This window comes from Nocardioides speluncae, assembly GCF_003121585.1.
Taxonomy (GTDB): Bacteria; Actinomycetota; Actinomycetes; order Propionibacteriales; family Nocardioidaceae; genus Nocardioides; species Nocardioides speluncae.
Genome location: NZ_QEOO01000011.1, coordinates 261,094 through 275,016, shown reverse-complemented (window position 1 = coordinate 275,016; position 13,923 = coordinate 261,094). Strand labels below are relative to the sequence as shown.

The 13,923-nt window shown below is 67.7% G+C and carries 13 protein-coding genes; 8 read left to right on the top strand and 5 right to left on the bottom strand.

Annotation, left to right across the window (positions count from 1 at the left end; translation table 11 throughout):
- Positions 1-11 precede the first annotated feature (11 nt).
- The 6 genes from DDV73_RS06170 (at position 12) to DDV73_RS06145 (ending at position 6,396) form a co-directional block, all read left to right on the top strand.
- A complete protein-coding gene (locus DDV73_RS06170; RefSeq protein ID WP_109506337.1) occupies positions 12-1,169 on the top strand; it encodes a hypothetical protein in 1,158 nt (385 codons plus the stop codon).
- A 379-nt stretch (positions 1,170-1,548) separates the two neighbouring features.
- Positions 1,549-2,568, top strand: a complete 1,020-nt coding sequence (locus tag DDV73_RS06165; protein WP_206050732.1) for a branched-chain amino acid ABC transporter substrate-binding protein — start codon at positions 1,549-1,551, stop codon at positions 2,566-2,568.
- Between the two features lie 104 nt (positions 2,569-2,672).
- Positions 2,673-3,638: a branched-chain amino acid ABC transporter permease gene (locus tag DDV73_RS06160; protein ID WP_109506335.1), complete on the top strand. Its 966-nt coding sequence runs from the start codon at positions 2,673-2,675 to the stop codon at positions 3,636-3,638.
- A complete protein-coding gene (locus tag DDV73_RS06155) occupies positions 3,635-4,780 on the top strand; it encodes a branched-chain amino acid ABC transporter permease (RefSeq protein ID WP_109506334.1) in 1,146 nt (381 codons plus the stop codon). The genes DDV73_RS06160 and DDV73_RS06155 overlap by 4 nt, the downstream gene beginning before the upstream one ends.
- A gap of 46 nt (positions 4,781-4,826) precedes the next feature.
- Positions 4,827-5,702, top strand: a complete 876-nt coding sequence (locus DDV73_RS06150; RefSeq protein WP_206050731.1) for an ABC transporter ATP-binding protein — start codon at positions 4,827-4,829, stop codon at positions 5,700-5,702.
- A complete protein-coding gene (locus DDV73_RS06145) occupies positions 5,686-6,396 on the top strand; it encodes an ABC transporter ATP-binding protein (RefSeq protein WP_109506332.1) in 711 nt (236 codons plus the stop codon). The genes DDV73_RS06150 and DDV73_RS06145 overlap by 17 nt, the downstream gene beginning before the upstream one ends.
- 136 nt (positions 6,397-6,532) lie before the next feature.
- Here the strand turns inward: DDV73_RS06145 and DDV73_RS27765 are convergent, their stop codons facing one another.
- The 3 genes from DDV73_RS27765 to DDV73_RS06140 form a co-directional block, all read right to left on the bottom strand.
- Positions 6,533-6,700, bottom strand: a complete 168-nt coding sequence (locus tag DDV73_RS27765; protein ID WP_154402628.1) for a hypothetical protein — start codon at positions 6,698-6,700, stop codon at positions 6,533-6,535.
- A 285-nt stretch (positions 6,701-6,985) separates the two neighbouring features.
- The gene (locus DDV73_RS27760) at positions 6,986-7,654 is read right to left on the bottom strand and encodes a hypothetical protein (protein ID WP_154402627.1); all 669 of its coding nucleotides are present in this window, start codon (positions 7,652-7,654) and stop codon (positions 6,986-6,988) included.
- Positions 7,655-7,757: 103 nt separating this feature from the next.
- Positions 7,758-8,492: a DUF554 domain-containing protein gene (locus tag DDV73_RS06140; protein WP_240617149.1), complete on the bottom strand. Its 735-nt coding sequence runs from the start codon at positions 8,490-8,492 to the stop codon at positions 7,758-7,760.
- Between the two features lie 138 nt (positions 8,493-8,630).
- On the opposite strand from DDV73_RS06140, the gene DDV73_RS06135 reads away from it, so the two are divergent.
- Entirely contained in the window at positions 8,631-9,203 is a 573-nt protein-coding gene (locus DDV73_RS06135) for a GNAT family N-acetyltransferase (RefSeq protein ID WP_161962295.1), read from the top strand.
- Between the two features lie 9 nt (positions 9,204-9,212).
- Here the strand turns inward: DDV73_RS06135 and DDV73_RS06130 are convergent, their stop codons facing one another.
- A complete protein-coding gene (locus tag DDV73_RS06130) occupies positions 9,213-9,662 on the bottom strand; it encodes a PaaI family thioesterase (protein WP_109506330.1) in 450 nt (149 codons plus the stop codon).
- A gap of 96 nt (positions 9,663-9,758) precedes the next feature.
- Between DDV73_RS06130 and polA the strand changes: the two genes are divergently transcribed.
- A complete protein-coding gene (gene polA / locus DDV73_RS06125; RefSeq protein WP_109506329.1) occupies positions 9,759-12,428 on the top strand; it encodes a DNA polymerase I in 2,670 nt (889 codons plus the stop codon).
- Between the two features lie 188 nt (positions 12,429-12,616).
- Here the strand turns inward: polA and DDV73_RS06120 are convergent, their stop codons facing one another.
- The gene (locus DDV73_RS06120; RefSeq protein WP_109506419.1) at positions 12,617-13,858 is read right to left on the bottom strand and encodes a lipopolysaccharide biosynthesis protein; all 1,242 of its coding nucleotides are present in this window, start codon (positions 13,856-13,858) and stop codon (positions 12,617-12,619) included.
- Positions 13,859-13,923 lie beyond the last annotated feature (65 nt).

The following is a 13,923-nucleotide window of genomic DNA, read 5'->3' as shown; positions in this document are numbered from 1 at the left end:
GGGTCGAGTCCGTGCGGAGAGCGATCGGTGCGGTCCTGTTGCTGCTGATGGCCGCCGCCTGCACCGACGCCGAGGAAGATCCGCCGGCGGCGCCCTCGCTGGAGTGGACCGAGACGAGCCTGTCCATGCCTGGTGGGCAAGCCGGCCGGGTTGCGGTCCGCGACGCCGCACGGTGTGGCGAGCAGTGGTACGTCGTCGGCGCGGTGTTCGCAGGTCCCGGTGAGAGTCGCCCAGCTGCCTGGCGCAGCGCGGACGGTCAGGCGTGGACGGCCCTGGTGATGCGTCCGCGCAGCTACTGGGCGAGGCGCAACGTGATCTACTCGGTCGCGTGCCGGAGCGGCGAGGTCGCCATGATCGGCGCCAAGGAAGGCGGCGCACACGGCAACCCGCGGGTGAGCACCTGGCGCCAGCTGGCGGACGGCTCCTTCGAGAGCGTGACTGCCCCGTTCGAGCTGTACGGCGGGCCGCATGCAGTCAACGTCGGGAGGCTGGTAGCAGGGCCACCGGGCTGGCTGATCGTCGGCAACCGGTTCAGCGGGGCAGCGGTGTGGACGTCGCCCGACGCCCGAGCGTTCCGGCTCGTTGACGACGACCCGGCACTGCGACGCGACGCGGAGCTCGACACCTTCGCCGTCGATGCGACTTATGCCGCCGGGGGCGCCTGGACCGTGGTCGGTGGCGCGCAGCGGCAAGGCCGAGTGCCCAGAGTGCCGATGGCGTGGGTCTCGACGGACGGCGTCGCCTGGCGTCGCGTCAAGGTGCCGTACGACGAGGAGTTCGCCGAGCTGCAGCGGGTGACACCGATCGCGGACGGGCAGCTTGCCGTGGGCGTCAAGGGCAGCCGATTCGGGACCTGGCGCGAGACCGGCGGCCGATGGCGGTCCGGTCCCGTGTTCGGGCACATCGACGATGACATCACGGCCGCTCCGTTCGTGAGCGCGCTAGCCGTCGCGGACCGACTGGTGCTGGCTTCGGCGAGCGACGGCAGGCAGTATGCCCTGTGGGGCTCGCCCGACGCGGGTGCTCACTGGTCGATGCTCGACACGCCCGTGCAGCCCGAGACCGCCGGTGAGCAGGTCCTGATCGCTCGCATCTCCGGCGACGAGGTCCTGCTCCTCGCCGACGACGCCAAGTCTGGCCGGGTATGGCAGGCGGCAGTGCCGGGATGATCCGCACGGCGATGTCGTAAGCCCGTGGCGCTATGACAAATGTGGACGTAGACAGACCTCTGCCGTAACGGATCAGCATCTCTTTCGACGCCCTACGGCGAAGTGAACTTCCACACAGGCCGCAAGAGGTGTACCTTGCGGCTGACTCGGAGACGCGAGGGGTGGGCGGGTTGGCTGCGCTCTGAAGCGTCCGACAGAGCCATCACGAGCGTCCTGGGTGTATTCCCTGGACCAACAGGAGGTAATCGTCTTGAGGCGAAGTACACGATTTGGGTTTAGTGCCGTTGCCCTGGCGCTTGCGGTCAGCGCATCGGCGTGTGGCACGACCGACGAAAACGGCGGAGGCGACGACGGCGACTGCGCCGCCACGATCGGCATCATGGGTGCCCTGAGCGGCAGCAATGCCAGCATCGTGATCCCCTCGGTCAACGGCGCGAAGATGGCTCTCACGGAGTGGTCCGCCGAGAACGAGGACTGCGATATCAAGCTCCAGGAGTTCGACACCGAGGGTGACCCGGCGAAGGCGACCCCGGCGGCGACCCAGATGGCGACCAACGAGGACTTCCTCGGGGTCATCGGTGGGGCGTTCTCGGGCGAGACTCGCGCGACCAAGGGCATCTTCGATGACGCCGGCCTGACCATGATCAGCCAGTCGGCGACCGCGACCGACCTGACCCTCGAGGACCCGGCATCGGTCTTCCACCGGGTCATCGGCTACGACGACGTCCAGGGCGTAGCGATCGCCAACTACCTCAGGGAGGTCCTGCAGGCGAAGAAGATCTTCGTCGTCGACGACTCCACGGCGTACGGCGAGCCGCTCGCGAACACGGTCAAGACCGAGCTCGGTGACCTGGTCGCCGACAGCGACAAGACGCAGGAAGGCCAGACGGACTTCGCTGCCGTGGTCTCCAAGGTCGAGGCCGCAGCTCCGGACGCGGTCTTCTATGCCGGGTACGCCGCGGAGGCCGGCCCGTTCCTCAAGCAGCTGCGCGATGCAGGTGTCGAGGAGCCGTTCGTCGGCGGGGACGGCCTGTACGGCGCGGACTTCCCGAAGGCAGCCGGGGCTGCGTCTGAGGGCGCGATCGTTACCTGCCCCTGCCTGCCGGCCGAGGAGGCCGGCGGCACCTTCGCCGCGGACTACGAGGCGGAGTACGGCGAGGCTCCCGGCGCGTACGCGGCCGAGGGCTACGACGCGATGAACATCTTCCTCGCGGCCTTCGCAGACGGTGCCCGGGATCGTGAAGCGGTCGAGAAGTTCGTCGACGCCTACGAGGGGCAAGGTCTGACCAAGACCTACAAGTTCGACGAGAAGGGCGACGTCGCCGAGGAGAACGTGGTCATCTGGGCCTACAAGGTCACCGATGGCGCGTTGGTGGCCGACCAGGAAGTTCCCAAGTAGCGCACACACTCAGTATGGCCAGCGGGGCGGTCAGGACCCTTCCTGACCGCCCCCTGGCGTGACAACCACCGCCTGGACGTCCTCGTCCACGCCAGGGAGAGTTCATGGATTTCACCAGCCTGATCGACAATCTCGGCTCGCACACCGTCGACGGCCTCACCAAGGGCGCGATCTACGCCCTCGTCGCGCTCGGCTACACGTTGGTGTACGGCGTCCTGCGCCTGATCAACTTCGCGCACTCCGAGGTCTTCATGGTCGGCACCTGGACCGTCTTCGGCGTCTACGCCGTCTTCAACGCCACCGCCGCATCCGGCGTGGGCACGGTCATCCTCGCGACGTCCGTCGCGCTCATCGCCGCAACGCTGGCCTCGGCAGGCACGGCGCTTGCCGTCGAGCGGATCGCCTATCGGCCCTTGCGCAAAAAGAACGCGCCGCCGCTGATCTTCCTGATCACCGCCATCGGTTGCTCACTGGTGCTGGTCGAGCTCTTCGGACATGTGTTCCGCCAGTTCTTCGGGCCGCCGTTCGGCCGGGCCCTGGTGAGCATCCCGACCCTGATCGACACCAAGGTCCTCTTCACGGTCGGCGGCGTGTCGATCACCAACATCCAGCTGATCGTGATCTTCGGCGCCGTACTGATGATGGTGCTCCTCGACCTCTTCGTGAACTACAGCCGACTGGGGCGTGGTGTCCGGGCAGTCGCACAGGATCCGGATACGGCGGCACTGATGGGCGTCAACCAGGACCGCGTGATCATGCTCGTGTTCGTCCTCGGCGGCGCCATGGCTGGGGTCGCGGCGATGCTGTACACGCTGCGGTACGACATCACGAAGTTCGACATCGGATTCCTCATCGGCGTCAAGGCATTCACCGCGGCCGTCCTCGGTGGCATCGGCAACCTGCGTGGGGCCCTGGTCGGAGGCCTGCTGCTGGGTGTGGTCGAGGTGTACTCGTCAACATTGTTCAGCTCCAACTGGGAGGACGTCACCGCGTTCGTGGTCTTGATCGCCGTGCTGATGTTCCGACCTACCGGAATCCTCGGTGAGTCACTTGGGAAGGCGCGCGCATGAGTACCACTTTGCTCGACAGATACGCCACCGCCCGCAAGGCCCTCGCCGACAACTGGGCCAACGGTCCGATCTGGGTGAAGCTCCCGATCGTCCTGGCGCTGATTTCGTTCTGCTTCTACCTGCCCTATCTCAACATCTTGCCGTTCGCCCAGATCCGTACCGATCTCGGCGCGGGCGGCACGGACTGGTCGAGCGTGCTGTTCCTGATCGTGATCTACATGATCGCGGCGGTCGGCCTCAACGTCGTGATCGGCCTGGCCGGGTTGCTCGACCTCGGCTACGTCGGCTTCTACGCGCTCGGCGCCTACTCGGTCGCGCTCTTCGGGTCACCGAGCTCGCCGGTGACCGAGGCGATCGCGCGGAAGTTCGACCTCTCCGAAGGCTGGGCCGTCCCGTTCGCGGCGTGCATCCCCATCGCGATCGCGTTCGCCCTGGTGGCGGGTGTCATCCTCGGCGCGCCGACGCTGCGTCTGCGCGGTGACTATCTGGCGATCGTGACCATGGGCTTCGGCGAGATCATCCGCATCATCCTGCGCAACTCCGAGTTCACCGGTGGGCCGAGTGGCGTCATCGGCATTCCGAAGCCTCCTGGCCCGGAACAAGATGGGCGCGACTACTTCAACTCGCTCGACGTCCACCGGTGGTACTGGCTGGCGCTTATCGTGCTCATCCTGCTGATGTTCGCGGTTCGCCGACTCGAGCACAGCCGCGTCGGCCGGTCCTGGCTGGCGATCCGGGAGGACGAGGACGCGGCCGCGATCATGGGCGTGCCCGCCTTCAAGTTCAAGCTCTGGGCGTTTGCGATCGGGGCGGCCCTCGGCGCCATCGCGGGGCTGCTGTTCGCGAGCAAGCAGGGTGTGGTGGAGCCCAACGGCTTCCGTCTGAACCTGTCGTTCCTCTTCGTTGCGATGGTGGTTATCGGCGGGTCGGGCAACATGGTCGGCGTCCTCATCGGCGCCTTCCTCATCACCTACCTGCCCGAGCGGTTCCGAGGCTTCGAACAATGGCGTCCGTTCGCCTTCGGCGTCGCCTTGGTCGCGGTGATGGTCCTGCGTCCGCAGGGCCTGGTGCCGAACCGCCGGCGCGCCAAAGAGTTCGAGGATCGTAGACACGAGGCGAAGGAGGCCGCTGCCGATGTCTGAACTGAGTCTGGAGAAGCAGACGAACGCTACCCCGGACGACGAGGTGGTGCTCGAGGTCGACCAGGTCACGCTGAAGTTCGGCGGTGTGGTTGCCCTCAACGGCGTGGACTTCCACATTCGGCGAGGCGAGATTCTCGGCCTGATCGGACCGAACGGAGCCGGGAAGACAACCTGCTTCAACGCGATGACCGGTGTCTACGCACCGACATCGGGCAACATCCGCTTCCTGGGGAAGCAGGTCAGCGGCCGGCAGAGCCACCAGATCACCCGGATGGGGATCGCCCGAACCTTCCAGAACATCCGGCTGTTCCCCGAGATGTCGGCCCTGGAGAACGTCCTGGTCGGGTGCGATGCCCGGCACAAGACGAGCGTTCTCGGCGCGCTGTTCCGGGCCTATCGGGTGCGGCCGAAGCCCGAGGAGCTTCCCGAGATAACAGGGACTGGGCTGACCCGTGCGCAGAGCCGGTTGCGGCGTGCCACCGCAAAGGTGTTCGGCGTATCCCGGCACACCCTGGAGGAGCGAGCCGGTCGCAAGAAGGCGATGGAGCTTCTCCGGTTCGTCGGGATTGCCGACCGCGCCAATGACCTGGCGCGCAACCTCCCGTACGGTTACCAACGCCGGCTGGAGATCGCCCGCGCCATGGCGACCGAACCGCAGCTGCTGTGTCTTGACGAGCCTGCTGCGGGCTTCAATCCCGCCGAGAAGGAATCCCTGATGGCCCTGATCCGGCGGATCCGGGACCGCGGCCTCACCGTGCTGCTGATCGAGCACGACATGAAACTCGTCATGGGAGTTACTGACCGGATCGTCGTGCTCGAGTTCGGCCAGAAGATCGCCGAAGGACTGCCGAGCGAGGTCGCAAGCAACCCGAAGGTCATCGCAGCCTACCTAGGAGAGCCGGACGATGCTGCTTCAGCTTGAGGATGTTGTCCTCACTTACGGGAAGATCGAGGCCCTTCATGGCTTGAGCCTCGAGGTTGCCGAGGGCGAGGTGGTCGCCCTGATCGGAGCCAACGGAGCCGGCAAGACCTCGACGATGAGGGCGATCTCGGGGATCCGTGGCCTGTCCTCGGGCCGGATCGTGTTCGACGGCGTCGACATCACCAAGCGGCGAGCCGACCAACGGATGCGCAAGGGTCTTTGTCTGGTGCCCGAGGGCCGCGGCGTGTTCCCGGGCATGTCGGTGCGGGAGAACCTCGACATGGGGGCCTACACCCGTCGGGACAAGGCCGCGGTGGCGAAGGACTTCGAGCGCGTCTTCGATCTCTTCCCGCGGCTGTCGGAGCGCCGTAAACAGACTGCCGGCACGCTGTCCGGTGGCGAGCAGCAGATGCTGGCCATCGGTCGGGCGCTCATGTCCCGGCCAAAGCTGCTGCTGCTGGACGAGCCATCGATGGGTCTGGCGCCGATGCTGATCCAGCAGATCTTCACGATCATCGCGGAGATCGCCCATCAAGGCACGACCATCCTGGTCGTCGAGCAGAACGCTCAGCAGGCGCTCTCGAGGGCCGACCGCGCCTATGTGCTCGAGACTGGCCAGATCGTCAAGACCGGCCCCGGTCAGGAGCTGTTGAAGGATCCGAGCATCCGTGAGGCATACCTCGGGGTTGCTTGATCCCGTCACCCGCGGTGCGGGCCTCTTGGTCTGACAATCGGCGCGCCCGTCCAATGGACGGGCGCGCCACGTCGTGCTGGACCTGAGTGCGGGTGAGGGCCCGTTCGGGCCAAGCGCGCATGTCCGCGGCCAGCGGTCAGGCGAGCTTGCTTCGGTGGACGAGCCGGCTTCGGTCGGTCAGTGAGCCGAGCTCGTCGTGGCGACCGACAACGTTGCCCGGCCCAGCGAAGTGGTCGTGACGGCCGTACCGGATCAGCAGTGCGGCGAAGGCGAAGAGTGCAATAACAACGACGATGGTTTCCATGGCAGAAATTCTGCTATAGCCGGGTTTCTGCCACCAGTGGCAGACAAGTCACCCTCCATCGATTTTCTGCCATGACTCGGATGCTCACCGACGTGGCTGCCCTCGTCCATGACGGCGACGGAGGGCGATGCCGTCCGGCGGTTGGCAGCCGGTGGCGGTGGTCGTGGTCAGGTGCGGAGTTGGGAGTATGGGCTCTGACCACTACCGTCGCCGGTCCGACGCATAAGGCTGAGCCCGCCCACGCATGGGCGTGGACGGGCTCAGGCTTACGAGCATCTCTTAAGGTCAGATGCAGCCTTGCGCCTTGGCTACCCGAGCAGCCGGTGTACGGGGCGCCAGATCGCACCGCTGCCCTCCTTCGTCGGGCCAGCCGTAACTAGTCCATGATTTGCGCTCCCAAACGACACGGCCATCGCCAGTACCGTTGATTGCGTCGCATCGCGACATGCTGAGCGTTCCGTGAGCGAAGGAGTACCCCCGGAACCAGATCACCGAGACGCCGCCTGGGATGACCATCTTGACGCTCTGGCGTACCTTGGTGCGCTCCCTGAATGTGTTTGCAAAGGTTGCCCGGATCGACGCCTCTTGGTGGGCCGAAAGGAAGACATTCACAACCTTCTTGAGGGTGGCTTCGGCGCCGCCCCCAGCCTGGATGAGGTGTGCGACACGGACTCGAAGTCGCTTGACTCGATTCGTCTGATGCAGAGATCCCTCGCGGATGGTGGTCCGCCCTGGGAACGTCTCCGCTCTCCGCTGTGTGAGGACGGCTGACTTGTACGTCCCCTTGATGTTCCTTACCTTGCGGTGGTAGGTGTGCGCATTGCAGATGGTCGCAGCGCGGTCGACGGCCGAGGTGGCGGCCCCAGCCGAACCCACTGTCGCGACTGGTACCACCACCAGTAGGCCAAGGAACAGCGCTGCTAACGCGAAACCCCTGTGGATCTGTTTGAACATCGGTCGATCCTTTCGCTATCCGAGCCCGGTCGCTCGGGCGTGGCGACCCTATCGACGCTGTAGTTGGGTCACCAGACGCAATTGCCGACCTGTGGATAACTCGTCAACGAGAAGCGCCGATGACCTCGACCAGGATGGGCGCGATCAGCAGAGCCGGCAGCAGGTCGGCGACCGGTATCTCCCGGATGCGAAGAAGGCGGAGTGCGACACCGACCAGCAGCAGGCCCCCGGTGGCCGTGATCGCGGTCAGATGTGGGTCCGGGAGTACGTCGCCGAGCGCGGCGCCGACCACGGTCAGCCCGCCCTGCACCACCACGATCGTGACCACGCTGGCGCCGACGCCCCAGCCGAACGCCGCGGCGAACGCGATCGCCGCGAAGCCGTCCAGCGCGGACTTCAGGTAGAGCTGGTCCGCGCCGTTGCCGAGCCCGTCGTTGAGCGAGCCGAGGATGGTGAGCGGCCCGGTGCAGAAGATGAGCGAGGCGGTGATGAACCCGTCGATGAACCGCTGCCTGCCGGCCGTACCGGAATCGCGGGTCAGCAGTCGCTGCAGGTAGCCGCCGAGCCCCGCCAGCCGGTCCTCGATGCGCAGCAGCGAGCCGACGACACCGCCCAGCACCAGTGAGGCGAGCACGATCAGCATCGGCGCGCTGGACCCGGCGTACTCAGCCAGGCCGGGGTCCAGCACTGCTATCGCCGAGGTGGCTGCGATCAGCAGGGTCACCAGGCCGAGACCGTCGGTCACGACGTCCCGGGTCCGGACCGGCAGCCGGTTGCCCAGCAGCACGCCGAGCAGGGTGCCGGCCAGCACGGCCGCGACGTTCGCGGCGGTGCCCATCCCGATCAACAACAGCCCTCCAGTTGCCTGTCTGACAATTCAGCTCACTGAGCGTAGTGTCACCCCTTGGGAGCTGGCTCGGGAGACGGCTGGAGGAGGACTCGACTCGAGTCCAGGCGCGCTCGGAGGCGGATTGAGTTGAGCAGGTTTTCCTTGGTACTGCGCGACGTCGTACCTGACGACGCGGCCCAGCTCGCCCTTCTGTGGCGCGAGCAGCTGCGCGGCCATGACGCCGAGGTCCACCTCGGTGACGTCGCCACCGTGATCGCCGCGGTCAGGACCGATCCGCTGCAGCGGATCGTGGTCGCCGAGTTCGACGGTGTCTTCGCGGGCGCGATCCTGCTCACCGCCACCACGGTCTCCACGCTGAACCTGGAGCGGGTGGTCAACGCTCACTCGCCGAAGGTGGTGCCGGAGTACCGCCGGCATGGCGTCGGTACGGCGCTGCTGGAGAGCTCGGTGATCTTCGCCGAGCAGCTCGGCATCAGCCAGGTCGCCTGCGCCTCGCCGATGACGCTGCGCGACGCCAACCGGTTCCTGGCCAGGCTGTCCTTCCTGCCGCAGGCGGTACTGCGGGTGACCACCACCCACAACCTGCGCAGCAAGCTGTCACAGCGGCCCGCGCGGCGCGGTGCCGCCGGCCGCAGCAACCTCAGCCAGGTCGTCGCCGCCCGCCGCTCGGCCCGCAAGCGCGCGCCGAGCCCCGGCTGACTCGGCCGGCTAGCGAGCGATCTTCTCGGCGGGCACCAGTGCGCAGGTGATCCGCGCCGTACACACGCGCTTGCCGCGGTCGTCGCTGATCACCACCTCGTACGACGCCGTCGAGCGGCCCAGGTGGATCGCGGTGGCCACGCCGGTGACCAGGCCCGACCTGGCCGCGCGGTGATGCGTGGCATTGATGTCCACGCCGACCGACAGCCGGTCCGGATAGGCGTGGATGGCGGAGCCGACCGAGCCCAGCGTCTCGGCAAGTACGACGGACGCGCCGCCGTGCAGCAGGCCGTAGGGCTGGGTGTTGCCCTCGACCGGCATGGTGGCGACGACCCGGGCCGCGGAGATCTCGATCAGCTCGACGCCCATCTTCTCGTTGAGCTTGCCCTGCCCCTCGGGAAGCAGTGCGTTGAACTCGTCGGGGGAGAGGCCTTCGAGGGTCTCGAGCGCGTCGGTCATGGGGTCATTCTGACTGTCGGCGGCGACGGCTAGAGTCGCAGGGTGCCTGAACCTGAGACCGGTGTCACGACCGAAACCACCGCTCGTCCGCGACTGATGCTGCTCGACGGACACTCCGTCGCCTACCGCGCCTTCTTCGCGCTGCCCGTCGAGAACTTCTCGACCACCACCGGCCAGCACACCAATGCGGTCTACGGCTTCACCTCGATGCTGATCAACGTGCTGCGCGACGAGGCGCCGACCCATGTCGCGGTGGCCTTCGACAAGTCACGGCAGACGTTCCGCTCCGAGCAGTACGCCGAGTACAAAGCGAACCGCAGCGAGTCGCGTCCGGAGTTCCGCGGTCAGGTGCCGCTGATCCAGGAGGTGCTGGACGCGCTCCGGATCCCCCACATGGAGCTCGACGGCTACGAGGCCGACGACATCATCGCGACCCTGACCACCCAGGCGGTCGCGGCCGGGTTCGAGGTGCTCATCATCTCCGGCGACCGCGACGCGTTCCAGCTGGTCAGTGACGTCACCACGGTGCTCTACCCGATCCGCGGCGTGAGCGAGCTGACCCGGATGACTCCGGAGGCGGTCGAGGCGAAGTACGGCATCCCGCCGGCCCGCTACCCCGAGCTGGCCGCGCTGGTCGGCGAGTCCTCGGACAACCTGCCGGGCGTGCCCGGAGTGGGTCCGAAGACGGCGGCCAAGTGGATCGTCCAGTACGACGGTCTCGACAACGTCGTCCATCACGCCGACGAGATCAAGGGCAAGGCCGGCGACAGCCTCCGCGAGCACCTCGGCGACGTCATCCGCAACCGCCAGCTCAACGCGCTGGTCCGCGACCTGGCGCTGCCGGCCACGCCGACGGAGCTGATCCGCAACCCGTGGGACCGCCAGGAGGTGCACACGCTCTTCGACGGCCTGGAGTTCCGGGTGCTGCGGGAGCGGCTGTTCGAGGAGCTGGAGTCGGAGGAGGAGATCGACGACAGCGGCTTCGACCTCAACTCGGTTCGGCTCGGCCCGGGCGAGGTGGCCGACTGGCTCTACGCCCACGGACGGACGCCCGGCGGCCGGGTCGGCGTCCAGGTGCAGGGCAGCTGGCGAGCCGGGTCCGGTGATGTCCGGGCGCTGGGATTGGCAGCCGCCGACGACACCGCCGCCTGGATCGACGCCAGCACGGTCACGCCGGAGGACGACGCCGCGCTGGCGGCCTGGTTCGCCGACGCGAGCGCCGCGAAGGTCATGCACGATGCGAAGGGTCCGATGCTCGCGCTGGCCGCCCGCGGCTGGCCGGTGGCCGGTCTGACCAGCGACACCGCCCTCGCGGCGTACCTGGTGCGGCCCGACCAGCGCTCGTTCGACCTGTCCGACCTGACCCTGCGCTATCTCAAGCGCGAGCTGACCCAGGCGGCCGCCGCCGCTGCCGCGGACGGGCAGCCCGGCCTTTTCGACGAGCCTGGGGATACCGCCGAGAGCGACACCGCGATGCTGCACGCGCGCGCCGTACTCGACCTGGCGGAGGCGCTCGACGTCCAGGTCGCCGAGCACGGCGGCAGCGAGCTGCTGGCGACCGTGGAGCTGCCGCTGGTCGACCGGCTCGCGGCGATGGAGCAGACCGGGATCGCGGTCGACCTCGACCTGCTGCAGGGGCTGGAGTCGGAGTTCGCCGGCGAGGTGAAGCGGGCCGCAGAGGACGCGTTCGCGGTGATCGGCAAGGAGATCAACCTCGGCTCGCCGAAGCAGCTGCAAACGGTGCTGTTTGACGAGCTGGAGATGCCGAAGACCAAGCGCACCAAGACCGGCTACACCACCGACGCCGACGCCCTGCAGGGGCTGTTCGAGAAGACCGAGCACCCGTTCCTGCTCCACCTGCTGCGCCACCGCGACGTCAGCCGGCTGCGGCAGACCGTGGAGGGGCTGCTGAAGACCGTGGCGTCCGACGGCCGGATCCACACCACTTTCAACCAGCTGATCGCGGCCACCGGCCGGCTGTCCAGCACCGACCCCAACCTGCAGAACATCCCGGTCCGCACCGAGGAGGGCCGCCGGATCCGGCAGGCGTTCGTGGTCGGCGACGGCTTCGACTGCCTGATGACCGCCGACTACAGCCAGATCGAGATGCGGATCATGGCCCACCTGTCCAAGGACGAGGCGCTGATCGAGGCGTTCCGGTCCGGCCAGGACTTCCACTCGATCACCGCGGCCCGGGTGTTCGGCGTCGACGCCGCCGACGTGAGCGTCGAGATGCGGGCCAAGATCAAGGCGATGAACTACGGCCTGGCCTACGGCCTGTCCGCCTTCGGCCTCTCCCAGCAGCTCCGGATCACCCCCGACGAGGCGCGCGGGCTGATGGACGAGTACTTCGAGACCTTCGGCGGGGTCCGCGACTACCTGCGCGGCATCGTCAAGGAGGCCACGATGGCCGGCTACACCGCCACCATCCTGGACCGCCGCCGCTACCTGCCCGACCTCACCAGCACCAACCGGCAGCGCCAGCAGATGGCCGAGCGGATGGCCTTGAACGCGCCGATCCAGGGCTCGGCCGCCGACATCATCAAGGTCGCCATGCTCGGCGTCGACAAGGCCCTCGCCGAGCAGGGCCTGAAGTCACGGATGCTGCTGCAGGTCCACGACGAGCTCGTGTTCGAGGTGGCGCCGGGGGAGCGGGATGCTCTGGAGGCGCTGGTGCGCGAGCAGATGGGTGGTGCTGCGGAGCTCACGGTGCCGCTGGATGTGTCGGTGGGCACGGGGCACAGTTGGCATGAGGCGGCTCACTAGTCGCGGGGGTTGACCGCGCCCTGCGGTCCCGAGCGGCCGCCGGGCGCTGGGGCGGCGCGTCGCCCGGACGGCGTTCGCTGTGGTCCCGCGCCGCTGCGGGCGCCGCGGCCAAGCCCTTTGACGCCGCCCGGCGCCCACTCGGGGCCCACCCGGCGCGGCCAACCAGATGCCCGCGCCGTCGTCGGTCGTCAGACGGAGGTCTTCTCTGGCTCGGGGAGGGGTTCTTTGACGATCCAGAGGCTGAGGCCGAGGAGGATGGCGAAGAGGGCGGCGTCGATGAGGGTTACCCAGATCAGCAGGGCCTCGAGTGAGTTTGCCTGGAGGCCGCCGATGATCAGTGCGATGAGCGTCATCCAGACGAAGTAGACCGAGCGCTGGCCTTGGCGCGCGAGGACGGCGTACACGAGTAGCTGCAGCATGGCGAGCACGGTGCCGAGCACCGCGAACAGCCACAGCTTCTCCTCGATCGAGGCGTACTCCTCGCCGCCGACGAAGGTGAGCGCGAGCCCGGAGAGCACCCAGGCGCCGAGGGTGCTGGCGACGCCGAGCCCGGCCACCATGGCCAGGCTGCGGGTCAGTGCGCGGCGTCGTTCTCGTGGTGTCGACATCGACGGGAAGGCCACGATCACCACGAACTGTGGCAGGAACAGCACGGCCTTGGTCATGATCAGGCCGCCTGCGTAGAGGCCGGCCTCGTGCTCGGGGAGCACGTTGCGAGCCACGATCACGTCGACGCTGGACAGCGCCAGGAAGGCGAGTAGCGCCTGGGAGTTGTGCAGCGTCTCCTTGATCACCGCGCGGGCGCCGTGGATGTCGCTGCGCCGGCCCTCGGGGCGGTCGCGGCGCAGCGCGTAGGCGCCGACCAACACGGGGGCGATCGCCCCCAGGGCGACGCCGACCATCGCGGAGAACTCGGTGGGCCGCCACAGGATCATTGCGGTGCCGAGGACCAGCCGCGGGACGCCGTTGGCGACGTACAGGACCGCCAGCGGCCACCAGCGGCGCTCGCCCTGCAGGATGCCCGCCTGGCCGCCCATGATCGTCACCGGGATCGAGGTGATGCCGACCATGGCGGCAGTCGCCAGGCTGTCCAGCCGGAGCACCCAGTTGATGACCGGCGTCAGCAGCAGGAGTACGGCGCCGAGTGCGAGCGAGGCTCGGTAGGTGACCCGCAGGATGATCCGCTCGATCTGCTCGACATGCTCCGGGTCCGCCGAGATCCGGCGGGCGGCGGTGGTCTGCAGCCCGAGCTGGAGTACGCCGATCACCAGCAGCGTCGCCATCAAACTGGCGAAGGCGCCGAAGGTGCGGGTGCCGAGGATCCGGGCCGCGATCATCGTGAACCCGTAGGTCGCGACGCTCATGACGGCCATCGCGACGGCGATGGATCCGCTGCTGCGGAAGTAGGCCGGAACCTTGAGCGTCGGCATGGTCACGCCCGGGAGTCTTTCACAGGAAGCCAACCACTAACCGTGTGGTGACCGGCCAGTAGGAA